Origin of the sequence: Thermococcus sp. (assembly GCF_027011145.1) — an archaeon.
Taxonomy (GTDB): domain Archaea; phylum Methanobacteriota_B; class Thermococci; order Thermococcales; family Thermococcaceae; genus Thermococcus.
This window is the reverse complement of the sequence record NZ_JALVAO010000068.1, coordinates 13897-35711: the sequence shown is the minus strand read 5'-3', so window position 1 is coordinate 35711 and position 21815 is coordinate 13897. Positions and strand designations below refer to the sequence as shown.

Sequence of the window (21815 nt, the reverse complement as noted above, 5' to 3'; positions counted from 1 at the left end):
GGGGATGACGAGAATTTCGCTAGGCGAGGTCTACCGATGAAGAGCCCTGCCGTTTCCGACCCCCTACTCCATCAGACCCTTGACTATCTCAACAACGTCACTCAGCTTTGAAACGACGAAGTCGCAGTTGGCCCATAGCTCCCTCTTTTCACCCTTCGGGTCGAGAAGGACGCTGAGCATTCCAACGTTTTTGGCTCCAACGCAGTCCTTGGCAGGATTATCGCCCACATAAAGGGCCTCCTCCGGCTTTATCCCCGCCTTTTCGAGTGCCAGAAGGAAGGGCCTCGGATGGGGCTTGAAGTAGCCGGCCTCTTCGCTCGTCGTTATGCTGTCGAAGAGCTCGTAAATCCCAAGGGCCTCCAGATGGGCCCTGATGTAGTCGTTGTCCGAGTCCGTTATGATTCCGACGTGGAGGCCCATTTTCTTGAGCGCCTTAATTGTCTCCACGGCATCGGGAAAGAGTTTGCCATAGCGGGCGTGCATCTCAAGGCTTATCTCCCAGAAGTCATCAGGAACGGTGAAACCGTAGCGCTCGGCGACACGCCTTAAAGCCTCGGTGTCAACCTCCCGGATTTTTTTCGCCTCCTTTCCGGCCAGCTCACTGAAGAGTCTTGAGCTCTCCTCTTCATAGGCATTCCAGACCTCCTCGGCGTTGAGCTCTGCTCCGGCCCTTCTGAGAATCTCGCGGATTAGGTTGAGGTGCGTTACGTTTTCTCCTTCTTTTGTTATCAGGGTCCCCACAAAATCGAAGAACACGGCCTTCATAGCTACCACCGCTCTGGATTCGGAGGAGACATTAAAACACTTCCCGCCATAGAGACGAACCGAGGCCTAAAATCTTTCGGGGATTTGAAGGTTTGACGGAAAAAATTGAGAAAGACTTTTATCGAGGAAAAACGCTTTTTCCTGCCAGGAGGTGGGAGAAATCGAGGCAATACTCCTCGTATGGGGAGTTAGGGACGAAGTCCTTGAAAAAATTCCAGTTAAGGGGCACTGGCTCTACGGTGAGTACGACTTCATAGCCAAGGTCGACTTTGCAAGTGAGGATGAACTCGAGGAGTTTGAGAAAACCCTGAGGAGGCTAATCAACGGAAACACCTTCAAGCTCATGCCCGTTAAGCTCTCGGCAGTTAAGAGGGAAGTCGATGGCGAGGAGACGGTAGCGTTCCTCGAAAGCGTTAAAGCTTTGGTTTCATGATTCCCCTCTTTTTGAGCTCTTCATATGCTCTCCTGAGTGCTTCCCTTATAAGGTAGCGCTTGTTCAATCCACCGAGTCTATAAGCGGCTTTTCTCAGGCTTCCCGTCTTGAGGAACAGTTCTATGAGCCTTCTATCTTCCTCTGGGAGGTCGAGGTATTTGAGGGCCTTCTCGGCTATCTCCACCGGAAGGTTCCCCTCGTAGGCGTAGTCGGAGCTCATCACGGGTTTATCAAACTTCTCCACGAGGCGGAAAACGATAACGTGTGCCCTCGAGTCGTCGTTCACCCATTTGTAGTGTTCCTTTAAAGCGTTGATTAGCTCCTCCCTGCTCGAAAACCCGTCGAGAAAAGCGTCCTCATCGGTAAGCTCTTTGACAGTCTTGCTCTCAACCCTCTCAATTACGGCCTTACCTATGGCGTATCCACCGGCGTGGATTAGAACTTCATCCCCTTCCCTGAGGTTTGGTCGCCTTCCGAGCCTGACGGTTGCCCTCTTCCTACCCTTAAGTATGGCATCGGCGTAGCGACCGTCGAACTCAAGGTGCTTCATCTCCCCTCACCGATAAGCTTGAACTTGATGGCTATAACACCGTAGCGGTTCTCCTTCCACTTTGGGTAGAGGTTGTGGAACCTCTTTACTGCTCTCTCAAAGCTCGGTTCATCCGGAAAGATTTTCTTTATCGGTTCTTCCCTCAGAACCTGACGAAACGTCTCGTAGCGCTTGACCTGGGTCACAACTGCAGGAATCGAGTCGTTGAAGATAATCTTGTCCCCGGGCTGAATTTTTCTAAGCTGGGGATAGGCAACCCTCACCTCAATCCTCTTCTGGCCAGACTTTATGAAGTCCAGGTATTCATCTCTCACAAAGAGCCTGTAAACCTTCATCTTCACTCCCGGAAAAAGTTCGGGGAAACTTTTAAAGCCTTTGGGCCGTAACTCTATTGGGAGGAACCATGCGAAGGGCTCAAACAGCTATTGAATACCTTTTCATGCTCGCCGCAGTCTTAGTTCTAGTACTGATAGCAGCGAGGACAATCTTCCAGTCGATGCAGACCATTAATAACTCAATAAACAAGTACATCAACCAAACGAGAGCTCAGCTTCTTGAAAATCTGTGAGGTGGAAGCATGGAAGTCGTACCTCTTCTGGCGGGCCTAGTTATGGGTTTCGTTACTTCTTATACCGACCTGAAGACCGGCTTCATCTTCGACAACCACGTCTCGGTTCTTCTGGCCCTCATCGGGAAGTTGCTGGGGTGGGATGAAGGCGAAGAAGAGGTTAACCTTCCGGGCTGGCTCGTTAAACTACCAGTCCCGGCCGTTGAAATCGGAATCCTGTATTATCTCTACAAAGGCCTGAGTGAAGGAAATCTCTTAGTTGCCCTTTCGGGTATTATAGCCCTCTTCGTGGGTCTGGCCCTCGGCCTGTTTCTGTTTTACATAGGGGCATGGGCGAGCGGTGATGCCATAATTCTTGCGGGGTTTTCAGCCCTCCTGCCCTATCCTCCCGATACGGCCAAGATAACTGCGCCTTACTACGTCCATTATCCCCTTTATCCCGTGGCAATTCTCCTCAACAGCCTTATCGCGGTGTTTCCGTTCATATTCCTCTACGCCTTCGGCATTATACTCCTTAGGAAGCGCTTCTCTGAGCTCAAGGAGATATTCGTCTCCGGAGCGGGCCTTACCCTCGAGCTTTCCCTCTGGATTATGGGGGCCATTGGTGTTCGGGTTATCCTCAAAAGGGGTCTCGGCCTCCAGTTGAACCCCATAGCGGGCTGGCTCCTCGCGATAGTTCTCATAACGGTCTTCGGCAAGCTCGGGAAAATCGGAGACGCTATTGGTGCCCTCATCCTGGCCTATCTCGTATACCTCTCGCCGGAAAGCACTGTTATCGCCTTTATAAAGCTTCTCGCGTTCCTCTATGCCTTCAAGATCTTCCTGGCCCTCGTCAGGTTCATAAGGCGGAACGTCCTCATCGAGGAGGTTCCCGTTGAAGAGCTCAGGGAGTGGGACATACTGGGTGAAACAATCTTCGAGAAAGACGGGGAAGTAAAACGCGACAGAACGGACCCCTTCGAGAGGCTTAAGGTCGCGCTCATGAGAGCTGATTTCTCAATCCTCAAGCCGGACTATGGAAAGGTCATCGCATCACCAACGGCCGAAGGCCTGACGAAGGAGCAGATTGAGGAATTAAAGAGGCTTGTCGCTGAGGGAAGACTTGAGAACAGGTTTTTAAGAAAGAAGGCTATGCCCTTCGCTCCGGCAATATTCCTGGGTTTCTTGATAAGCTACTTCATCGGCGACATATTCTGGTGGCTCGAGCTCAAGCTGATGGGCCTCTAAAGTTTTAAGGCGTTTTTCCAATTTTTCCCCGGCCCGGCGCCCGCCCTCCCTGGGGAATCGTGAACCGGGGGTTCCGGCCGGGCCGACAGGGGGATGACGAGCTTTTGCTTTGCTGAGGCGTGATGACCACGCCCTTCACCGACCCCCTATTAGGCCTTCGATTATCTCCCGCACTTCTCTTAGGCTTTCGACGACGTGGTCACCCTCAACACCCTCGTGCGGGTTTATGGCTATCGCCACGTCCGCTTCGCGGAACATGCTGAGGTCGTTGAAGCCGTCGCCAACAGCCACTGTCAGTTCCGGCTTGAGCTGCTCCTTTAGTTGTCTCAGGATTACCCCTTTACCCTCAAAGTCCACCCTTGGTATTACCCCTGCAACCTTGCCGTCTTTAAAGACCAGCTCGTTAGCGAAAACGTAATCGGCCTTTAGCTCTCTCGCAACCCTTCCCGCGAGGCACATGAGACCGCTCGACAGGAGAGCTATTTTGAAACCATTCTCGCGCAAAAACTCCACCAGCTCAAAAGCGTAGTCGTTGTATTCAACCGAGTTCGCCCACTCAAGGATTTCTTCTCTGCTTCTGCCGAGCCAGAGGGATGCATCAAGCTCGGCCCATTTTTCATAGTCAATCTTCCCGGCAAAGAAGAGTTGGGCATACTCCTTCCCTTTCTCCCACGTGCCGAACCTCTTGTGGAGTTCAACCCAGCTTGAACGCGCCTTTACGAGCGTCCCCTCAACGTCAAACGCTATGAGCCTCATTCTATCACCGGGTTATGAAAGGGAGGGGTACTTAAAAGCCTACTCCTTCCAGCCGTATTCCCCTATGAGTGGAACGAAAGCCACTCCCCCGTGGTTTTTAACCTTAATTGAACCGTCCTCACGCTTGATAACTTCAAGCAGGTCCTGCCAGAGGTGGTAGCTCCCAACAGGGATTATGAGCTTCCCTCCGGGCTTGAGCTGTTCAACCAAGGGTTTCGGTATGTCTGGTGCCCCCGCGGTCACGATTATCCGGTCATAGGGAGCCTTGGGCGGAAAGCCGAGGGTTCCGTCGCCGAGAATCACATGAACGTTCTTAACCCCTGCCCTCTCAAGGTTTCTCCTCGCGAATTCAACCAGCTCGGGAATTCTCTCGATGGTATAGACGTCCCTCTTGACGAGCTCAGCTATTAAGGCAGCGTTCCACCCGCTTCCGGTTCCTATTTCGAGAACGTTCATCCCAGGCCTCAGCTCAGCTAGCTCAAGCATTATGGCGACCATGTGGGGAGCGCTTATCGTTTGTCCTGCAGGAATTGGCAGTGGCTCGTCTAGGTGGGCGTACTTCCTATACCCTTCTTCCACAAAGAGGTAGCGCGGGAACTTGAGAAACGCCTGCCTTACGGCCTCGCTCCTGATGATGCCCTCCCTGACGAGGTCTTCAACGGTTTTCCTCCAGAGTTCATCGAGGTTCATTTAAACCCCCATGACAAATTAGAAGTAAGGAGATAAAAGGCTCACTATGACCTGGCCTGGTACCATGCTATGGCTATTATTATTCCCGCTCCAGCAATAAGTCCAACCACCAGCCAGATTATCTTTGTCTTGAAGGGCGTATAGGGAACGCTCGAGGTAGTTGTCTTTGTCACGGTTCTGACCTGAGTCTGCGTTTTGGTGACGGTTACCGTAACGGTGGAGTTCGCTTTCTCCGTCATGGTCTCTGTGATGGTTACCGTTTGGGCAGGCTGTTTGTTGCCCTCGTTCTCCCCACCCCGGACGTTTATGGAAAAGCTCGTCTCGTTTACAATGCCCGGAACTGAAACGACTGCCACCTTGAAGGACTTCTCACCGCTTGTATAAGGAATTAAGACGAAGGTGACCAAACTCTCATTTCCAGGAGACAGCTGGAGTGGTATAACAACGTTGCTCCCGCTGGCGAAGATACTGCCAGATGATGCCATCGCAACACCGGGCGGAACGGTAAGGGTAAGGTTAGCCGGCAAGGCTTCTTCCCCGGTGTTTTTGACGAGGACCGTAAGGTTAATCGGTCTGTAAAGGGAGACGTTGGCAGGGGCAGAAACGTTGAGGGAGTAGGAAACCTTAGTGGGCCTGACGTGAAGGGTTAGCTCGTTGGAGGAGAACTTGAGGAGGGTGTAACCACCGCAGGCAAGCTCATAGGGAGCCATTGCGGTTACCGTAACCCTCCCCGCTGAAACGTTGCCCGATTTCATGGGAATGACAACCAGTTCCAGGGTTTTCTTTTCCCCGGGTTTCAAGGACTTCAGGAAGAACTCCCTTCCCGATAAAACCTTAACATCCCCCGGAACGAACTTGATTGTCAGGTTTGAGAGAGTAACATTGCCCGTGTTCTCCACTTGAATCCTGATGGTCGTTGGAATGTACTGCCGGGCGTTTCCGTCCGTCAATGAGACGAGAACGTTGGCAACCTTATCTAGAGATGGGAGCTCCTCAGGGTTTATGAAATCCGCAAACTGGGCCGTTCCGTTGGCGTCAATTGATAAGGGAATAACCGTCAGGCCCTTGTGATAGAGGAGAGTCGATACGTTGGAAACCACCAGAGAAGTTGATGTGAGGACAACCTGACAGGGGTTGAGGAGTGAAACCTTGAGCTTGTTGCCCAAGTAATAGTCGTAGCGGAAGACGTAGGGACCAACGTTCCTTGTCTGGCCCGGTGCGAGGGAAAATACCTCGTTTGGGACGATTGTAAGGTTCATCGAAACGCCGAGGAAGTGGACGTCAACTTTGGTGTAGTTGAGCCCAACGAGGTCCTCAACCTTAACTAGGAACGGCCCCACCCTGCTCTCGTTCCCAACTGAAATTGGATACGTCTCGTTGTTATAGGAGAAGAACACAGTCTCGATGAAGCCCCCCGTGGTGTTCTCGACCCTGGCACCTGTGAAGGTTACGGTTTTACCCGCAAAGGAGAAGCTCTCGTTGAGTTTCAAATAACCCGAGTAAACAGGGAAAAATCCAGAAACGTTGGCGACGAGGTTCTTAAAGCGGAAAGAGGACTTGAAGGTCTGGCTCTCGTTTCCATAGCTGACCTTTACCTCAACCCCGTTCTGGGTAACCGAGATTATTTCAATCCTATACGGTCCAAGGGTTACGTTCTGGCCGGGCAGTAGGTAGGGGAAATTCGCCGAGAGAAGGACAAGCGGGTTGGAACCTATGAACACCCGCTTGAAGGTCAGGTTCATCTCACCGAGGTAAAGGGTCCCACCAAGGGGGAGTTTTTTAATTCCGCTCCAGTTTGGCGAATCAACAGCCAGCAGAAGGGAGCCATCTTCAAACGAAACGTCCATGATGTTCACGGTGTAGTTTCCAATGCCCACTGTAGACGGAACCCCAATGTAGCCACTGAACGTTGATGCACCTGCAAGGGGAAGGAGCATGATGAAGAGCAGTGCAACGAGTTTTCTCATCATATCACCCCCAAAAGGTACGTCACGATCTCGGCGTTTCCACTTCCGAGGTTCATCATCTTCGCCATGAGGCTCTGTCCAAGGTACATTCCAACCGCGAATATCCACACTAGAACTACAAAATACTTGGCAGAACCAAGGATATGCCCTCCATCAGCGAGCTTGATAACCATCGCCGCAAGGAGGGAATGGAGAACCATCAGAGTCAGCATTATGTAGGTTAGAAATGTCATTCCAGAGGGGGGGATTATGTGAATGAGATTACCTATGTAGTTGTTCGCGATGTTGAGGTTCATGTTAGAAAACATCTTGCTTATTGAGACGGCAACCTGAAACGACGCTGCGAGGGAAAACGCAAAGGCACCGGTTAGGCCGTAGATGATACCAATGAAGCTTGCAATGCTCTGCTGTCTTTTTCTCCTGAGACGGACAAGCCTCTCAAAATTCCTGCTTATAATCAGCCCTACGTAGTCAGGCTCAGCACCCATCCTAAGGCTCTCCCGGAATATCTCGGAGAATATCCCTATGAGCCAGCTCCCGGTTCCTGCTATGAAGAAGTCCCATGCCCTATCCCTGTCGACGCGAATTGCCAGACGGCGGTAAAGGGCCTTAATGTCCTCTGTCAGAGAGCCGAAATCGTGGGCGCTGAGGTACTTGAGAACAAGAACTAGAGAAGCTCCGCTAGCAGCTAAGGAAGAGCTCAAACTCCTGATGAATGCTGGAAAGTTCTCATCTTTTCTAAATATAGACTGCTCTTCTTTATCAACTACGCGTCCAAGATAGTAGAAGGGCGTCAGAACTAAAGCTAGGGCAAAGGGCGTTGGAATCTCAAAGCGGGGCCTTATTATGAGGACGTAAACTAAGGCAGTTATGATCATGCCCATGACCGAGTAGATTGCAGCGCGTTTTATCCTCTCCCTGCGCGGATCCTTTATCCCCCTACTGTCTGCCCATATTGGATCCTCTGGCATTCTAAACTTAACAACCAATAGGATGCCTATCTCCGCACCGAGGGTCATCGCCACCGCGTAGAGGCCCATCCTGCCGATGTCCATGCCCGTGATTATCGGCCCAATAATGACGAAGGAAGCTATGAAGACGACGGAAATTATTATTGATTCGTAAATTTCCTTGAAAATATCAAGGTCGTAGAGAGCTCCCTCATAGAAGGTCTGATAGTCGTCCATAACGGTCTGTTGCTCCTGAAAGAGATACTCCTTGAGATCGACACCGCTGTCGAGGGAGTAGGCAAGCCTATCAAGAAAGTCGGCGAACATCTGACTCGGCGTCCTCCTCGCGAGGAAACGAAAGGCCTCGGGCATCGAGAGGTGGAGCTTGTTAACTATTGTGTGGACCTTCTTGAGCTCGCTTGCTATGGCACCAAGCTTGGGGTCCTGGGCGAGGATTTTGATTAGGTCGGAACGGCCCATCTCACTCGTTGATAGAACGGCAAAGTAAGTGATGAAATAGGGCATCTTTGAGTTTATGGAAATCTTCTTCGAATCTGCAACGATGTAGGGATAAACGGCCGCGTAGACGATAAGAATGAGAGGAATCAGAAACATCAATGCCTTTAATCCTGCAGGTACTGGAAAAATCCTTGTCATCAGACCGATAACTATAAAAAGCACCGCTGAGATTCCCATGTAAGGCAATAAAATTTTCTTAATATATGTCTCCATGTTTAGGTCGGCCTTCGTGAAGATACTGATTTTCTCGTCTGCCATTGCCATCACCTCAGACCCTGAAGCTCAGGCCCTCAAGACCCTTAAGGTAGAAGGCCTTTATCTCCTTGTAAACGTCCCAGTAATTGGTTATGCCGAGCTCGACCATCCTTTGCAGAATCCTTGCACGGAGAAAGAGCTCGTTGTAGATATCCTTTGGATCCTCGTAACCGGCTATCTCGGCTATCTTCCTCTCGAGGATGTAGGAGTTGTTGAAACCTCTAAATATGTGCTTGTCTGCAACGGCATCCCACTCAAAGACGTTTCTCGTGGCAACTCCCCCGAGCTCCTCATAGTAACCCTCAATCTCGACGACGCTGACGGTCCTTCTCAGGAACTTACCTTTGACATAAACCGCCTGCTGGAAAACGGCTATGTTGAGGTTGTCAATGAAGGTTATCGGGACGTTTATCGGGTGACCAGTGAAACGCTGTATCATTTTCTTTATGTCACCTGCGTGGAAGGTAGCCATGACAGGGTGACCAGTCTGCATTGCCTGGAAGGCTATCGCTCCTTCCGCACCACGAATCTCACCGACAATGATGTAGTTCGGTCTCGAACGCAAAGCTGCTTTAAGGAGGTCGAAGAGCGTAACCCTGCTCTCCTCTGGACCACGTTCACGGGTAATAAGCCTCTGCCAGACGGGGTGTGGCACCTGAACCTCGGGCGTATCCTCCGCTGTAAATATCTTCGAACCGGGCTTAATGAAGGGAATGATTGAGTTGAGGAGAGTGGTCTTACCGGAAGCGGTCTCGCCACAGACGAAAACACTCATACCGTACTCAAGGGCTATCCAGAGGTAAGCGGCAACTTCAGCGCTGAGTGTTCCCCATGCTATGAGCTGGGTTATGCTTATCGGCGTCGCCGAGAACTTACGGATTGTCGCGCTCGGGCCCTTGATAGATACATCGGGGGAGTAAATGATGTTTATACGTGAACCGTCAGGGAGCGCACCGTCAACTATCGGGTTCCTGTCGCTGACTGGCCTTCCAATACGCTCCGAAATGTTCTTGAAATAGTCGGCGAGCTTGACGTCGTCGCCGAAGGTGATGTTGGTCTGCATCATCTCGAATATCTTGTGGACGAGGGAAACGTTGTTGGCACCGATGATGTGGATATCCTCGATGTAGGGGTCCCTCGCGAGGGGCTCAAGGGGACCGATACCTATGATGTCGCGCTTTATAAGATAACGGAACTTCTCCATCTCATCTTTGGTTATAACAAATCGCTGACCTTTCCCAAAGGGACTTCCCTTACCGGATTTGACCAAGCTAAGAACGGCTTCATCGAATAGGGCATCGAGGAAGCGCTCAAATTCTTCCTGCTCCTCTGGAATATCCCTAGTGGGAGCTATCTCGAGGATTTTATCTCGGATTTTGTTGTACTTCTCTTCCTCTTCTCTGCTTTCAATCCTTGGTTCAATAACGATGTAGCGCTTCTCTGCTGTTGCCGGGTCGGCGAAGATGTGAATGAATATTGGGTCCCCTACAGGATACAAAATGTTGGGATACATTATCTCCTTCATGTCTCTGCTGAGCTGGGCATGGAACTCAGGCATTTTGCCATACTTTTTCCTGAACTGGTCGACATACTTGCGAAGGTGGGGGTTCCTTGCCATGGCTTCATCAAGAGTATCACTGATTACCTGCGCCATATCACACCACCGCCGCAATCTCTACTATCAGCCCCACCTTCGGCTCAACACGGAACGGGATAATCTTCTGAAAGACACCCTTAGCGTTGTTGTACTTAACTATCGTTGCAGAGTTCTTCAGGTCGCCACCGAAGACCTTGACGCTCAATCTAATCAGCATCGTCGAGGCTTCTTCAAGGACGAAAAGTGAATCCCTGTCAATCTCCTCGGTGTTAGCTGTGAGGATTATCACTTTATCAAGGGAAGCCATCTTCTTTACGTAGAGCAGGAAGTCCCTCACAGCACTTGGGTCCTGCTCCCTTGAAAGGAGGGATGAAAATGAATCTATTATCATTATGTCAGGCTCCCAGAGACGGGGCTCGCCGAAGAGTCTGCTCAGGAACTTCCTCTTCTCACTCACCCCACTCAGGAGGGGATAAAGGGATACAAATATGAGCTTCTTCCTGATTAAAAAGGGGATTATCCCATAGCCAAGGGACTCCATCTGCTTAATGTATTCAACGGTGGTGTACTGGCTTGAGATGTAGCTCGCGGTGTAACCATTCATAAGGAAACCGTAGAGGAGTCTCTGGACGAATATAGACTTACCGCTACCTCTGTCACCTTCAACTAGCATTATTGTTCCGGCGGGGATTCCGCCACCAAGACGCCTGTGAAGTTCATCGCCCTTGAGCTCTATCTTAAGCAATTCCTCGACCAACGTGACCACCACCGTCTCTCGTTATTTTAGCTTGCTTCCTCATGGTGCTTTGAACACAAAGCTACGTTTCTTACCGTTCTCAAGCACTACTGTTAGAGTATAATACTTTCCAGACGTGAGTGGGGTTCCTAGTGTAACGTTAATGGCACCAACCGAGTAGGGTGGGAGACTAGTTATCTGGGCACCTGTTAGAGGATCAAGGAAGGTAAGATTGCTGGGAGGAATCAAGAGACCGTTTATCATGACCTGAACGGAACTGCCCGTGAAGGGAAATGTGTCCTTTCCAATGTTCTTGATGTAAAACGTGTAGTTAACAGGGGAATTTGAAAGGTTGGAGTGGGGGATGTTGTTGGGATCATTTATTATGGCAAAGTCGGTTCTAAGCTGGTCTGCAAGCATCGTTCCCCTTGCGTTGATACCCTGGGCTATGTCGGTAGTGACGTACGCAAGGGCACCGGCGACACTACCCGCAACGAGGATTGCCACGATGAACATTATTAGTTCGCTCGCTGGTCCTCCTGCCCCCATTAGATCACCTCCGTTGGACAGCCCCTATCAAGGCCGGTAAGTACTACCCTATTGCCATTCCACTGCCAGCTAAGTCTAAGCCAGCAACCGTTCCCAAATACGAGGGTTAGATTGTGGGTATCATTTTGAAGGGGGATATATGTGACATTAAGGTAAAGGACGTCACCAGGAATGACATAGGTGTAATCCTTAAGGAACCCTACATTGTCATCTTTAACATTACTCAGGGTAACTAGTTTTCCATCATAAACACCACTCCAATCGGGGACATACATTGTAATACCAAAGTCACGAATATGAAAGGTAACATTGTAGTATGTTGATGTGTTTTTATACGTCCCGATACTGGAATTAAGGGAAATCAAAGTATTGAGCTGGGAAATTCTCAGACTGGACCAATACTCTTGGGCGGCCTGAACGTCTGTGTAAGCATTGTCCCAGGCTATGTATAATGTGCTGGCGGCCATCAAAAATGAAATGAAGATTATCGCTGCACTCGCTGACACACTGAATCCCATAGGCCGCCCCTCCAGTGCCTTCAGATACCGTAGAACTCATCGAGCGTCTTCTCCAGCATCTTGATTTCCCTTTCCAGCTTGTCAAGGACGTTCCTGTTTATCTTAAGTCCCCTGAGCCTCTCGATGAAGAGCAGGCTTATGAGGTGGTCCTGAACCGTGAGCTTTTCAGCGGGCTTCCATTCGGGGTCTCTGTGGTGCGGTCTTGTTCCCTTGGCATAGCGGAGCAACTGGTTGAGCACTTCCTCACTTATCCAGCCTATCTCGTAGTAGAACTCTAAAACCCTCTCGAGGTTCTGTATCCCGACCCTGTCTATGAGGAACCCGAGCCACTTGAGGGCTATCATGGTGGAAACGATGTCCTCTGGCAGTTTCTCCAGCCTTGCCTTCTTTGGTTCTTCCTCGAAAAGGAGGCTCGCAATGTCCTCGGGAATTTGAAGTTTTTCAGACATATCAACACCACCTTCCTCCTTCTTTTCCTCAACAACCTCATGAGCGGGAACCTCTTCAATCGAAACTTCACCAACTTCCGAAACTTCGGGGGACACCTCTGTGACTTCTTCAACGGCTTCAGAGGTTTCAATAACCTCAACCTCTTCGGGAGTCTCAAGCTCCTCAACACTCTCGGCCTCAGGAACTTCTTGGGTCTCTTCAACGACCTCCTCCTGCCCTTCGCTAGGAGCCTCAGTTTCCTCAACGGTCTCAGGAACTTCAACCTCAAGCTCCTCGACTTTCTCTGCAGGGACCTCGGTTATCTCCTCAACAGCCTCGGAAACTTCCTCGGACTCTTCGGCCTTCTCTTCCTCTCTGGCGAGCTCTGCCTGAGCCTCGGCAACCGCCTGCTCGGCCGCGGCGAGCTCCTCCTCGCTTACCTCTTCGCCAGCCTCGAGCTTGGCCTGGAGTTCCTCAAGCTTTTCTTGCGCCTCTTCAAGCTTCTCGCTTGTGGCTTTTTCCTCCACTTTCTCTGCCAGCTCCTCAACCTTTTTGTGAAGCTGATTGAGCTTCTCAACGAGCTCTGAAGGAGTCTCTTTTTCTTCTTCCTCCCCCTCAAGAAGCTCTTCAAGCTTGCCAATCTTCTCGTGGACTTCTTCAACCTTCTGTGAAACCTTCTCGGCCTTCTTTTCGTGGACTTCGAACTTGGCGGTCTCAAGGGTCTCGACGAGCCTGCTCAGTTGCATGCTCAGGTCAGTGAGCCTCTTACCGAGTTCATCAACCCTCCTGCTCAGCTGTTCGTACTTGGTCGCCTGGTTGCCGTAGGTTTCAAGGACCTTCTGGATTATTTTCTCCAGCTGTTCATAGGTCAGATTCTCCTTCCTCGCTATCAGCTTCTCCCGAAGGTCATTGATAATGACGCTGGGAACCTTGCCCTTCAGCTCGGCTAGCTTTGCGTTGATGTCGGCCTCAGTGACGAGCCTTGCCATCTCCATGCGTCACACCTCCGCGAGCACCTCATAGATTATCGAATCGAGGTCAACGCCGTAGCCGGCGAGCACCTTTATGTCGTTCTTTATCTGGGCAATCTCAAGTTTCAAGTCTTCTAACTCCTTTCTGAGCTCCTGTATCTCGCTGGTAAGTGGGTTTTCCTGCCCCATCTGCTCCTTGAAGGGGTTTATCTCCTGGCTGATGACCTCGTAGAGCATCATGACGTCCTTGATTGTCTTGTCGAGTCTGTCTATGTCATCACGAAGCTCTTGAATCTGCTTTTTCAGGGTATCAATGCTTATCTTTATCCTTGGGATGTCGTTCTCAATCTCATTTATCCTCTCTAGTATCTGGGTAATCTGCTCATCTTCTTGCCGGTTCTCAATTTCTTCCTCAAGTTCCTCAACTTCCATTGGCTCCGAGGCGGGGGTGGGTTCTTCTTTAGGCTTCTTCTTGAATAAAGATGAAAGGAAGTCAAGGGCCATCATCCCACCCCCTCACTGGAGCTCCATCAGGTTCTCGGTGTAGGTGCTTGGCGTCGTAAAGTCTATGACACCACCTGCCCCGTTCTCGGGAATAACCTTGCCGGTGACTTTTGTCGCTGGTGGAAGGCCGTAGCCATCGTTAGGATTGTTATCGTTGTCGAAGGGAATTGTCCAAATCGCAATACCTGCTATGTCTCCCCAGTTTAAGTTGGGATGCTGCCAGTTGGCGCTGTCACCGAGGCTACCGTCCGAATCACTGATGACTATAATACCAAACAGCATCTTCCCTTGGGCAGTCATGGCATAATACAGGTTCTTCCAGAGGTTTGCCACGGTATTATTTGCCCCAACAAGCGGGGTGTACCCGCTCACGTTAACTGTTCCAAGACTGCTGTTCTCTACCTTGGCAAACACATTGTTCACATCGCCACTGTAGAGGAAATAGTCTTCAGTGACATTGTCCTCAGTTGGGTTGACATATCTGTAAACTGCCATTACCTTGCCATTGCTCAAGACTACTCTCACGTGCGACAGGTCAATGCCACCGCTACCTGCGTTTGGACTCACGTAAATTACCATCCTCGTTATCTTGCCACTTCCGGGAGGATTTGCCGGAGTGTAGCCGTAAATATTAAGCACCTGTATGCCACTTGCAACTTCCTGAGTTGTTTGCCTTCCAGTAGCCATCGCTTTCTGTTGAAGGTATCCTGAAGTGCTGATTAGTACTCCAGCTGCTACTGCTGCCACTAGTACCATTGCAATGAAGACTATGAGCGTACCGATACCAATTGCACCTCTTCTCATGTATCCATCACCTCACTGTAGCACCATCACGTTGTAGTTAAACGTCGCGGGTGTTGTAAAGTCTATAACACCAGCCGCTCCGACTTCGGGTATAACTTTTCCGACTATTTTGGTTGCAGGACCGATGCCATTCTTTCCTGATTCAGTTTTGAATATTGTAGTCTTTATTAGCAACGCAACCATGTCACCCCACTCGAGATTCGGATGCCTGGTGTCCATTTTGCTTCCCCCGTCATGGATTACTGCGATTGCGAAGGTTGTATCAGTTAATGAGGAGTTGTCCCAAACTCTAGTGTTGATTTCCGAGCTGTTGAACAGGTCGTCAATGACTCCATTGTACAGGATGCCACTGTAGTTGTAAACGACGAGTTTGAGCCCATCGCTAAGGACTATCTTAACGTTGCTGAGATCAATCCCCTCACTACCCGAATTGGGAGCTATGAAGATTGCCATTTTAGTTATGGTCCCCTTACTTGGGGGAGTCGTGTTAACGTAGCCATAGATGTTGATAACCTTAAGACCGCTCGCAACTTCCTGGGTTGTCTGTCGCCCAGCGGCCTGGGCCTTCTGCTCGAGGTAGCCTGCTGTGCCGATGATAACACCCGCTGCTACTGCTGCCACTAGTACCATTGCGATGAAGACTATCAGCGTGCCAATGCCTATTGCTCCCCTCCTCATGGTATCACCCCCAAAAATTTTCAAAGAACGAAAGAGAAGGAACAGAATCACTGGAGGCTTATAACCTCGGTGGTGTAGGTGCTGGGTGTGGTGAAGTCAATGACTCCAGGAGCACCGAACTCAGGAATAACCTTACCAGTAATGTGAGTCCTGACGGTGATACCTCCAAAGAGCGCCTCGGTGTTGACTCCAAGGATTACAATGTCTCCCTTGTTCAGTGTTGGGGAGTCGTTCTTGACGCTCTGGTCGTAGTCCTGGACAACGATGATACCGAACTTGTCGTTTCCAAGAGCACTCCAGATGTAGCTGGGCCATGAGGCGGTCTTTATAGCAGCGGTGTCAATTTCAATTGTGTGGGCGGTTGTGTTGACGGTACCATTCACCAGCTGAGCAGTTGTCAAGTCACCGAGAGCGTCAAGGAATACGTTATCAACTGGACCCCTGACGTACTGGTAGTTGGTGACGTAGACTGAGGTTATCTTGTAGCTTGTTGAGTCGTAAGTAAACTTCACGACTCCTGCCTTCTCAAGGGCACTCATGTTGACGAAGTACTTGGTAATCACTGGGGCAAGGCTCGGGTAGACCTTAGCAACGTCGATTCCAAGGGCCGCAAAGAGCTGGCTCGCGTTGGCATAGATGTATGTGTTGTTTGTGACATAGTCGATGTCCGTTGTGTAGTTGTGGCCCTCCGCGTATGTAAGCATGGCTTGGACGTTGTCATTGCTGAGAATAAGCTTGGTGTTCTTTAGGTCAATGCCACCACTACCGGCGTTGGGGGTAACGTATATTGCGAGTCTTGTTACCTTCTCTTTATCAGGGGTGTATCCTGTAACCTGCATGACCTGTATGCCACTAGCAACCTGCTCCGTGCTCTCCCTTCCGGTGCTGGAAGCCTTCTGCTGGAGGTATCCGCTCGTGTTAATGAGCACTGCCGCGGCCACTGCTGCTACTAAAACCATGGCTATGAACACAATCAGGGTACCGATACCAACAGCACCCCTCTTCTTCAGCCTCCTAAACATTGTCGCTCACCTCCTCTAAAAGATAAATAAACGTAGGGAAAATCACTGCAGGTTCACTATCTCAGTGGTGTAGGTGCTGGGTGTGGTGAAGTCAATGACTCCAGGAGCACCGAACTCAGGAATAACCTTACCAGTAATGTGAGTCCTGACGGGTATTGCACTTCCGAAGAGAGCCTGGGCGTTGACGGTGAGAATAACGATGTCACCCTGGTTCATGGTCGGGGAGGTGTTCTTAACGCTGTGGTCGTAGTCCTGGACAACGATGATACCGAACTCAGTTCCAGTTGTAGGCCAAGCAGAACCGGCCGTGAAGATGTTTCCAGTAACGCTGTTGTTGTAGAGGTTCGGCCCTCCGTACTTGAGGATTCCCTGGACATTGCCGTTGCTAAGGATTATCTTGGTGTTGTTCAGGTCGATGCCATTGCTTCCAGCGTTCGGAGTAACGTAGATAGCGAGCTTGGTTATTCCTCCACTGTTGTTGTCGTAGTATCCTGTAACCTGCATGACCTGTATGCCACTAGCAACCTGCTCCGTGCTCTCCCTTCCGGTGCTGGAAGCCTTCTGCTGGAGGTATCCGCTCGTGTTAATGAGCACTGCCGCGGCCACTGCTGCTACTAAAACCATGGCTATGAACACAATCAGGGTACCGATACCAACGGCACCTCTTCTGGTCCTGGCCTTCATTCACCACGCACCCCCATAGGGTTTCTGCAGTAATGCTTACGCCCAGAAAATATAAAGCCCTTTTTTGTTGTTGGTAGTGTAGATAGTTATGTAGGTGCATGTGTAGATACTAGCCAAAAAATAATCAGAGCTTTTCAAGAAGCAGAATACTTTTTCCGAATTGTTTTGTTTTAAATTCTATATCCATGTTCTCAAAAATGCTTATTATTTCTGAAATTGACGGAAAACCTGTAAAATCTTTATTTAGACTCTCAAAAAATTCAAGAGCAGAAATGTTCTCAAAGGAATCTCGAAATGGCTCAACTATAATCAATTTTCCTCCTGGTTTGAGAGTTTCAAAGGCATTCTTAAGAACTTTCTCCCGATCAGGCATGTATTCTAAGACAAAGCTCATTAAAACAGCATCATACTCATTAACTGGCCGTATTAATCTTGCATCAATTTCCTTAAGGGACACAGGAAGATTTTTTTCTTCAACTCTTAAACGGGCTATCTCAAGAAGAGCAGGAGAATAATCCACACCCATATACAGCCCATCATAGCCAACAATTTTTCCAAAAAATTCTGGCGAAACAGACCCACACCCTATATCCAAAACAGAGAACCCTGGTTTAATTCCAGCTACATCAACCATGACCTTCCGATAAGCCTGAGAAAACGATGTGCTCATCCGCATATCCCAAAAATCGGCATCTTTATCAAAATCCATTAGAATCTGAGGGTGAGTCGGAGTTATAAAAGCATAATCAACCATTCGATATATTTCCTCTTGGATAGAGACCCAATCTGGAAGTAAAAGGTTATATTTAACAGGCGGAACTTCCAGAATATATGAAAAACCGTTAAGATGAAGTCGTCCATTTTTGACTTCAACAATATGGAGATCCTTAAGTGTTGAAACAAACTTAACTAGCAAAGCCCGGTTTGGAAGATTAACTCCCTCTATAAGCTCTTGAAGCGTTGGCCCCTTAGCTAAAAGAGAAAATATCCCATGTTTTGTCCCAAGAGAAATAATATGAAGGATTGCAATCTTTACCATGTGCTCTATGTTAGTATCAACTAGTTCAGGGGAGGACAACATCTCCCCACCTCACAGGAATCGTCTGTAATAGCGGTAATATTCCTTCAGATAATCTACAACCTTTTTGCCATATTCTGTGAGGCGATAGTACTTGAAGCCGTTGCTAGCTATCTCCTCAACGAGACCCAAATAGACAAGGGAACTCTCACCGTTGTAACGATTCCCAAGACCAACGAGAGCACCTCTAACATTGGAAGGATCAGAACCCACGACTCTGGCAATCTCAGAGAGGTACGTTGCTGACGGGTATATCTCGTTCAGGTACATTAGTATTTTCTTCCTGAGCTCACTGCGGTGCAAAGAGCGTAGCACCTGTGGATCTATAACCACCGAGTTCATTTTTCCACCACCCCGGGTTTTTGATGCTGATTGTACCCTTCTGGACTTTATGTAGCTGGCCATGCAGGTGCATTGTGGTAGTAATAATGATTGGAAGATATATAACATTTTCGTATGGACAATGTCTTTAATACAACATAAACAACATTGAATTGAGAATTTTATGTAACAATTCAATACTATTGGAGAATTAGTTGATTTGTTTATAATTTTGGATTTTATCCAAAAACTTCCAACAAAATATTTAAAGCATTAGAAAAAATCATATTACACCTGTTGACATTGGGTGGTAATCATGTGGGAAGCCATTGCAGTGACGGCAGTAGTGACAGTGGCACTCGTTCTTTATGTCAGGGACGTCACTAGTAAGGTTCTAGCGAAGTACTTCGAGCTCAAAGATAATCTCATCGAACTTGAGGAGAACTTCAAAGACTTTCGGTCTGTAATCGAAAAGAAAATCTCGGAACTTAGGGGCTCAGAGAGAAGTCTAACTCAAATAACAGAGTTAAAGGAAATAAGGGAAAGGCTGACTTCGCTTGAAAAGTCTCTGAGAGACTTCAGGAAGTTCGAGACAAAGTTCGAGTTCGAGATTGGGAGCGTTAAGAACGGCCTTGAGAGGCTTGAAGGCAGGGTTGAGAAGCTCGAAAGAGAACTCGAGGAGAGCAGGGAGCTGATAAAGGAGGAGCTCAAGGGGGAAATAATAAGGGAACTTGAGGAGGAGATAGAGCACCTCGAGGAGGTTATCGAAAGGCGGAAGAACGAGGAGGTAGAGGAATTCCTTGAGGTTATAAAGGCGGCGATAACGCTCCAGCCGGAGAAACTCCGTGAGGGCCTTCTCGAAGCAAAACGTGCCCTTCTCTCGCTCAGGGACATAGCCAAGGTTTACGTCCTGACTGGAAAGGGACAAAGGGAATTCAACGAGCTGAAGGGCAACCTCGTTGAACTCCTCAAAAACCTGAGGAAGCTGGCCATTGTCTCCGTTCCCGACGAGAACGTCTACTCCAAGTTCAACGAGGTTATAGTCAAGACAAAACGCCTGGAACTTCCAATGAAACGTGGCGACAGGGAGCTGTCCCCGGAGAAGAGCTTCATCGAGATACACAGGATAACCTACGAGCTGGCAGGCGAGATAGACAGGATTGCCGAGATGCTTGGCGAGCCCGTTCCGGTGACGCCTGTGGAAAAGGAGTTCTACGAGAAGCTACGCTACCAGTTTGAGGAACTCAGAAGACTGGAGGAGCAGGTTCAGAAGCTCATGCTTAAATTAGGAGCGATTGAGAAGGAGCCGGAAGAGAAAAAAGATGACATAGAGGAAATTCTGAAGGATCTTAACCTTCTTTAGAACTCGTCGCCAAGGAGCTTGTCAAGGTCAATCATTATGAGAAGCCTCTCGCCGTCGTTTATCTTGGCGATGCCCTTTATGTAGCGTATGTCCACCCTGCTGGCGAGGGTCTTTGGTGGCTGTTCTATCTGGTCCTCCGTGAGGGTTATGACGTCAGAAACGGCATCAACAATTATGCCAACAATCTCATCTTTGACTTCCGCTATGATAATCTTCTTCTTTGATAAGTCTTCATCTGGTTCATAATAGCCAAGGAGCTTCTTAAGGTTTACAACCGTCGTAATCTGACCGCGCAGATTTATGACGCCCTCAACGAAGTCAGGAGCGTTTGGAACTCTCGTTATGGGCATCATCTCCTTAATTTCCCTAACCTTGGAGATGTCAAGGCAAAACTCCTCATTGCCAACCATGAAAGCCACAACCTGAATCTCCGCCAAGGTATCACCCCCTAACCCTTTCAAGGAGTTCACGTGAACGTGAGATTGATTGAGCAAGCTCTTTTAGAGCATTTCCAATTTCTTCTAACCTTATTTGCACGTCGCTTACAAAGGAGGTGAAGCCATCAATTTCCGTCGAGAGATCCTCCTGAACCTTGTAAACACTGTCAAGGGTGTCCATGAGCATCTGAACGGACTGAGCCTGGCCTTCTATGCTGTCGGAGAGCTCCTTTATCATGTTGGCTGTCTCGTTTGCTCTCCTCGCTATGTCATCAAATGCCGCAATGAGTTCCTGAACGGCGTCCTTGATTTCCTCCGTAACCGTGAACTCCTTCTTTATCGAGCCGACAACCTTGTCAATACTCTCCTGCATGTTCCTTATGAGTTCTGCAATCTGGTCGGTTGACTTTTTGGACTGATCTGCCAGCTCACGGATGTTCTCAGCGACCACGGCAAAGCCCCTTCCGTGCTCCCCGCTCCTAGCGGCTTCAATGGCAGCGTTGAGTGCAAGCAAATTCGTCTGCTCGGCGATGTTGCCTATGACCTCGACTATCTCACCAATCCTGCGAGAGTGTTCCACTAGAAGGGAAAGGGCCTTTTCCATGTCCTGGTTTACTTCGTTGATACTCGCCACGTTGAGGGCAACGTTGTCGGAAATCTGTTTGCCCTTCTCGGCCATATTGGCAGTTTCGAGGGCGTAGTCCGTTAATGCCTGGGCCTGTGTGTTCATCTCTTCTATGCCTGCGGTCAGTGTCTGTATGTAATCGCCGAGCTCGGCAACTCGAGAGCGCTCCTCCTGAATGAGCGTAAGCAAACTGTTGGAGTCAAGGGAAACATCAAAATCAGCGCTCTGGAGGAGAGAGTTAACCTTTTCTCCAGCGTTTCTGAGTTCCTCGAGGGCTTCGTGAACTTCTCCCGGAACGCTTGTTCTTTCAATCCTTACCTCCTTCTTTGACTTAGCCCTCTCGGCTATCCTGAGAAGACGAGAAGCGGTCTCACTGTCTAAGTCCTTGAGAGAAACATGCTCGCCTTCTATAAGTCTCTCCAGAACGCCGAGCAGGTCCTCACTATCCCTCTTGGACGAGAGATAAAAGCCAACTGCCAGAGCAGTGCCAATGCCAGCTATAGCACCAACCGGTAGAGAAACCATAGAGCCTGCCAAAGTAACCACTGGGACCGATAGTACTGAAGCGAAAGTCACTGACCTGCCCATGGACACACCCCCTGGCTGATATCTATTGTTATTTGAGAGATAAAAGACTTTCGTATGTATGTAATAACCAAAGATACGAGTTACAATAATAACAAGTGGATTCGTAACAACCTGCGTATGCACCTACACAACCATCTACACTAAAGGCTTTTTATGAGAAACAGCCCATAAAATTGTAGGGAACTTCGCAGACTACCCAATAATCCTTCAAAATTTCCGAATGTCCACCAA

25 protein-coding genes are annotated in these 21815 nt (G+C 49.3%); 4 read left to right on the top strand and 21 right to left on the bottom strand.

Annotation, left to right across the window (positions count from 1 at the left end):
• Positions 1-63: 63 nt before the first annotated feature.
• Positions 64-765 carry a TIGR02253 family HAD-type hydrolase gene (locus tag MVG27_RS09305; protein ID WP_297549579.1) on the bottom strand — a complete coding sequence of 234 codons (702 nt, stop codon included), beginning with the start codon at positions 763-765 and terminating at the stop codon, positions 64-66.
• 151 nt (positions 766-916) lie between these two features.
• Here MVG27_RS09305 and MVG27_RS09300 point away from each other — a divergent pair, with 151 nt between their 5' ends.
• Positions 917-1198 carry a hypothetical protein gene (locus MVG27_RS09300; protein ID WP_297549542.1) on the top strand — a complete coding sequence of 94 codons (282 nt, stop codon included), beginning with the start codon at positions 917-919 and terminating at the stop codon, positions 1196-1198.
• Here MVG27_RS09300 and MVG27_RS09295 read toward each other — a convergent pair.
• The gene (locus MVG27_RS09295; protein ID WP_297549544.1) at positions 1179-1748 is read right to left on the bottom strand and encodes an ASCH domain-containing protein; all 570 of its coding nucleotides are present in this window, start codon (positions 1746-1748) and stop codon (positions 1179-1181) included. The two genes, MVG27_RS09300 and MVG27_RS09295, sit on opposite strands and share 20 nt — an antisense overlap.
• The gene (locus MVG27_RS09290; protein ID WP_297063576.1) at positions 1745-2083 is read right to left on the bottom strand and encodes an ASCH domain-containing protein; all 339 of its coding nucleotides are present in this window, start codon (positions 2081-2083) and stop codon (positions 1745-1747) included. Before MVG27_RS09290 ends, MVG27_RS09295 begins: the two co-directional genes overlap by 4 nt.
• Positions 2084-2151: 68 nt before the next feature.
• Here MVG27_RS09290 and MVG27_RS09285 point away from each other — a divergent pair, with 68 nt between their 5' ends.
• Entirely contained in the window at positions 2152-2316 is a 165-nt protein-coding gene (locus tag MVG27_RS09285) for a class III signal peptide-containing protein (RefSeq protein ID WP_297549581.1), read from the top strand.
• Between the two features lie 9 nt (positions 2317-2325).
• Positions 2326-3543, top strand: a complete 1218-nt coding sequence (locus MVG27_RS09280; protein WP_297549546.1) for an A24 family peptidase C-terminal domain-containing protein — start codon at positions 2326-2328, stop codon at positions 3541-3543.
• 135 nt (positions 3544-3678) lie between these two features.
• Here the strand turns inward: MVG27_RS09280 and MVG27_RS09275 are convergent, their stop codons facing one another.
• The 16 genes from MVG27_RS09275 to MVG27_RS09200 form a co-directional block, all read right to left on the bottom strand.
• Positions 3679-4299 (bottom strand): HAD-IB family phosphatase, encoded by a 621-nt coding sequence (locus MVG27_RS09275; RefSeq protein ID WP_297549548.1) that lies wholly within the window; start codon positions 4297-4299, stop codon positions 3679-3681.
• A gap of 39 nt (positions 4300-4338) precedes the next feature.
• Positions 4339-4989, bottom strand: coding sequence for a protein-L-isoaspartate(D-aspartate) O-methyltransferase (locus MVG27_RS09270; protein ID WP_297549551.1), 651 nt, complete (start codon positions 4987-4989; stop codon positions 4339-4341).
• Positions 4990-5033: 44 nt separating this feature from the next.
• Positions 5034-6956, bottom strand: a complete 1923-nt coding sequence (locus MVG27_RS09265; protein WP_297549553.1) for a hypothetical protein — start codon at positions 6954-6956, stop codon at positions 5034-5036.
• Positions 6956-8683, bottom strand: coding sequence for an archaellar assembly protein FlaJ (gene flaJ, locus MVG27_RS09260; RefSeq protein ID WP_297549583.1), 1728 nt, complete (start codon positions 8681-8683; stop codon positions 6956-6958). The genes MVG27_RS09265 and flaJ overlap by 1 nt, the downstream gene beginning before the upstream one ends.
• 10 nt (positions 8684-8693) lie before the next feature.
• Positions 8694-10334, bottom strand: coding sequence for a type II/IV secretion system ATPase subunit (locus MVG27_RS09255; protein WP_297549556.1), 1641 nt, complete (start codon positions 10332-10334; stop codon positions 8694-8696).
• A gap of 1 nt (position 10335) precedes the next feature.
• Positions 10336-11034 (bottom strand): ATPase domain-containing protein, encoded by a 699-nt coding sequence (locus MVG27_RS09250; protein ID WP_167915092.1) that lies wholly within the window; start codon positions 11032-11034, stop codon positions 10336-10338.
• A gap of 39 nt (positions 11035-11073) precedes the next feature.
• Positions 11074-11562 carry a flagellar protein G gene (locus MVG27_RS09245; protein WP_297549559.1) on the bottom strand — a complete coding sequence of 163 codons (489 nt, stop codon included), beginning with the start codon at positions 11560-11562 and terminating at the stop codon, positions 11074-11076.
• Entirely contained in the window at positions 11562-12080 is a 519-nt protein-coding gene (locus MVG27_RS09240; RefSeq protein ID WP_297549561.1) for a flagella, read from the bottom strand. The genes MVG27_RS09245 and MVG27_RS09240 overlap by 1 nt, the downstream gene beginning before the upstream one ends.
• Before the next feature lie 20 nt (positions 12081-12100).
• Positions 12101-13504 (bottom strand): FlaD/FlaE family flagellar protein, encoded by a 1404-nt coding sequence (locus tag MVG27_RS09235; RefSeq protein ID WP_297549562.1) that lies wholly within the window; start codon positions 13502-13504, stop codon positions 12101-12103.
• Positions 13505-13507: 3 nt separating this feature from the next.
• A complete protein-coding gene (locus tag MVG27_RS09230) occupies positions 13508-13984 on the bottom strand; it encodes a flagella accessory protein C (RefSeq protein ID WP_297549564.1) in 477 nt (158 codons plus the stop codon).
• Between the two features lie 12 nt (positions 13985-13996).
• Positions 13997-14788 (bottom strand): flagellin, encoded by a 792-nt coding sequence (locus tag MVG27_RS09225; protein WP_297549566.1) that lies wholly within the window; start codon positions 14786-14788, stop codon positions 13997-13999.
• Positions 14789-14800: 12 nt separating this feature from the next.
• The gene (locus tag MVG27_RS09220; protein WP_297549568.1) at positions 14801-15466 is read right to left on the bottom strand and encodes a flagellin; all 666 of its coding nucleotides are present in this window, start codon (positions 15464-15466) and stop codon (positions 14801-14803) included.
• Between the two features lie 47 nt (positions 15467-15513).
• Entirely contained in the window at positions 15514-16488 is a 975-nt protein-coding gene (locus MVG27_RS10180; RefSeq protein ID WP_297549570.1) for an archaellin/type IV pilin N-terminal domain-containing protein, read from the bottom strand.
• A gap of 42 nt (positions 16489-16530) precedes the next feature.
• On the bottom strand, positions 16531-17172 hold the full coding sequence (locus tag MVG27_RS09210; protein ID WP_297469130.1) for a flagellin: 642 nt from the start codon (positions 17170-17172) through the stop codon (positions 16531-16533).
• A gap of 124 nt (positions 17173-17296) precedes the next feature.
• Positions 17297-18253: a methyltransferase domain-containing protein gene (locus MVG27_RS09205; protein ID WP_297548662.1), complete on the bottom strand. Its 957-nt coding sequence runs from the start codon at positions 18251-18253 to the stop codon at positions 17297-17299.
• Positions 18254-18262: 9 nt separating this feature from the next.
• Positions 18263-18592 (bottom strand): archaellum operon transcriptional activator EarA family protein, encoded by a 330-nt coding sequence (locus MVG27_RS09200; protein ID WP_042690868.1) that lies wholly within the window; start codon positions 18590-18592, stop codon positions 18263-18265.
• A 295-nt stretch (positions 18593-18887) separates the two neighbouring features.
• Between MVG27_RS09200 and MVG27_RS09195 the strand changes: the two genes are divergently transcribed.
• Complete coding sequence (locus tag MVG27_RS09195; protein ID WP_297548660.1) at positions 18888-19934, top strand: hypothetical protein; 1047 nt, start codon at positions 18888-18890, stop codon at positions 19932-19934.
• Here MVG27_RS09195 and MVG27_RS09190 read toward each other — a convergent pair.
• Complete coding sequence (locus MVG27_RS09190) at positions 19931-20371, bottom strand: chemotaxis protein CheW (RefSeq protein WP_297548658.1); 441 nt, start codon at positions 20369-20371, stop codon at positions 19931-19933. The two genes, MVG27_RS09195 and MVG27_RS09190, sit on opposite strands and share 4 nt — an antisense overlap.
• A 4-nt stretch (positions 20372-20375) precedes the next feature.
• Positions 20376-21584 carry a methyl-accepting chemotaxis protein gene (locus MVG27_RS09185; RefSeq protein ID WP_297548656.1) on the bottom strand — a complete coding sequence of 403 codons (1209 nt, stop codon included), beginning with the start codon at positions 21582-21584 and terminating at the stop codon, positions 20376-20378.
• Between the last annotated feature and the right edge of the window lie 231 nt (positions 21585-21815).

What these genes read in the sequence shown, in the direction of transcription:
- MVG27_RS09275 (WP_297549548.1), bottom strand. Translation starts at nt 4,299, where the DNA reads ATGAGGCTCATAGCGTTTGACGTTGAGGGGACGCTCGTAAAGGCGCGT.
- MVG27_RS09205 (WP_297548662.1), bottom strand. Translation starts at nt 18,253, where the DNA reads ATGTTGTCCTCCCCTGAACTAGTTGATACTAACATAGAGCACATGGTA.
- MVG27_RS09270 (WP_297549551.1), bottom strand. Translation starts at nt 4,989, where the DNA reads ATGAACCTCGATGAACTCTGGAGGAAAACCGTTGAAGACCTCGTCAGG.
- MVG27_RS09200 (WP_042690868.1), bottom strand. Translation starts at nt 18,592, where the DNA reads ATGAACTCGGTGGTTATAGATCCACAGGTGCTACGCTCTTTGCACCGC.
- flaJ (WP_297549583.1), bottom strand. Translation starts at nt 8,683, where the DNA reads ATGGCAGACGAGAAAATCAGTATCTTCACGAAGGCCGACCTAAACATG.
- MVG27_RS09255 (WP_297549556.1), bottom strand. Translation starts at nt 10,334, where the DNA reads ATGGCGCAGGTAATCAGTGATACTCTTGATGAAGCCATGGCAAGGAAC.
- MVG27_RS09265 (WP_297549553.1), bottom strand. Translation starts at nt 6,956, where the DNA reads ATGAGAAAACTCGTTGCACTGCTCTTCATCATGCTCCTTCCCCTTGCA.
- MVG27_RS09280 (WP_297549546.1), top strand. Translation starts at nt 2,326, where the DNA reads ATGGAAGTCGTACCTCTTCTGGCGGGCCTAGTTATGGGTTTCGTTACT.
- MVG27_RS09230 (WP_297549564.1), bottom strand. Translation starts at nt 13,984, where the DNA reads ATGGCCCTTGACTTCCTTTCATCTTTATTCAAGAAGAAGCCTAAAGAA.
- MVG27_RS09305 (WP_297549579.1), bottom strand. Translation starts at nt 765, where the DNA reads ATGAAGGCCGTGTTCTTCGATTTTGTGGGGACCCTGATAACAAAAGAA.
- MVG27_RS09225 (WP_297549566.1), bottom strand. Translation starts at nt 14,788, where the DNA reads ATGAGAAGAGGTGCAATTGGTATCGGTACGCTCATAGTCTTCATTGCA.
- MVG27_RS09295 (WP_297549544.1), bottom strand. Translation starts at nt 1,748, where the DNA reads ATGAAGCACCTTGAGTTCGACGGTCGCTACGCCGATGCCATACTTAAG.
- MVG27_RS09185 (WP_297548656.1), bottom strand. Translation starts at nt 21,584, where the DNA reads ATGGGCAGGTCAGTGACTTTCGCTTCAGTACTATCGGTCCCAGTGGTT.
- MVG27_RS09245 (WP_297549559.1), bottom strand. Translation starts at nt 11,562, where the DNA reads ATGGGGGCAGGAGGACCAGCGAGCGAACTAATAATGTTCATCGTGGCA.
- MVG27_RS09290 (WP_297063576.1), bottom strand. Translation starts at nt 2,083, where the DNA reads ATGAAGGTTTACAGGCTCTTTGTGAGAGATGAATACCTGGACTTCATA.
- MVG27_RS10180 (WP_297549570.1), bottom strand. Translation starts at nt 16,488, where the DNA reads ATGTTTAGGAGGCTGAAGAAGAGGGGTGCTGTTGGTATCGGTACCCTG.
- MVG27_RS09195 (WP_297548660.1), top strand. Translation starts at nt 18,888, where the DNA reads ATGTGGGAAGCCATTGCAGTGACGGCAGTAGTGACAGTGGCACTCGTT.
- MVG27_RS09220 (WP_297549568.1), bottom strand. Translation starts at nt 15,466, where the DNA reads ATGAGGAGGGGAGCAATAGGCATTGGCACGCTGATAGTCTTCATCGCA.
- MVG27_RS09285 (WP_297549581.1), top strand. Translation starts at nt 2,152, where the DNA reads ATGCGAAGGGCTCAAACAGCTATTGAATACCTTTTCATGCTCGCCGCA.
- MVG27_RS09240 (WP_297549561.1), bottom strand. Translation starts at nt 12,080, where the DNA reads ATGGGATTCAGTGTGTCAGCGAGTGCAGCGATAATCTTCATTTCATTT.
- MVG27_RS09235 (WP_297549562.1), bottom strand. Translation starts at nt 13,504, where the DNA reads ATGGAGATGGCAAGGCTCGTCACTGAGGCCGACATCAACGCAAAGCTA.
- MVG27_RS09210 (WP_297469130.1), bottom strand. Translation starts at nt 17,172, where the DNA reads ATGAAGGCCAGGACCAGAAGAGGTGCCGTTGGTATCGGTACCCTGATT.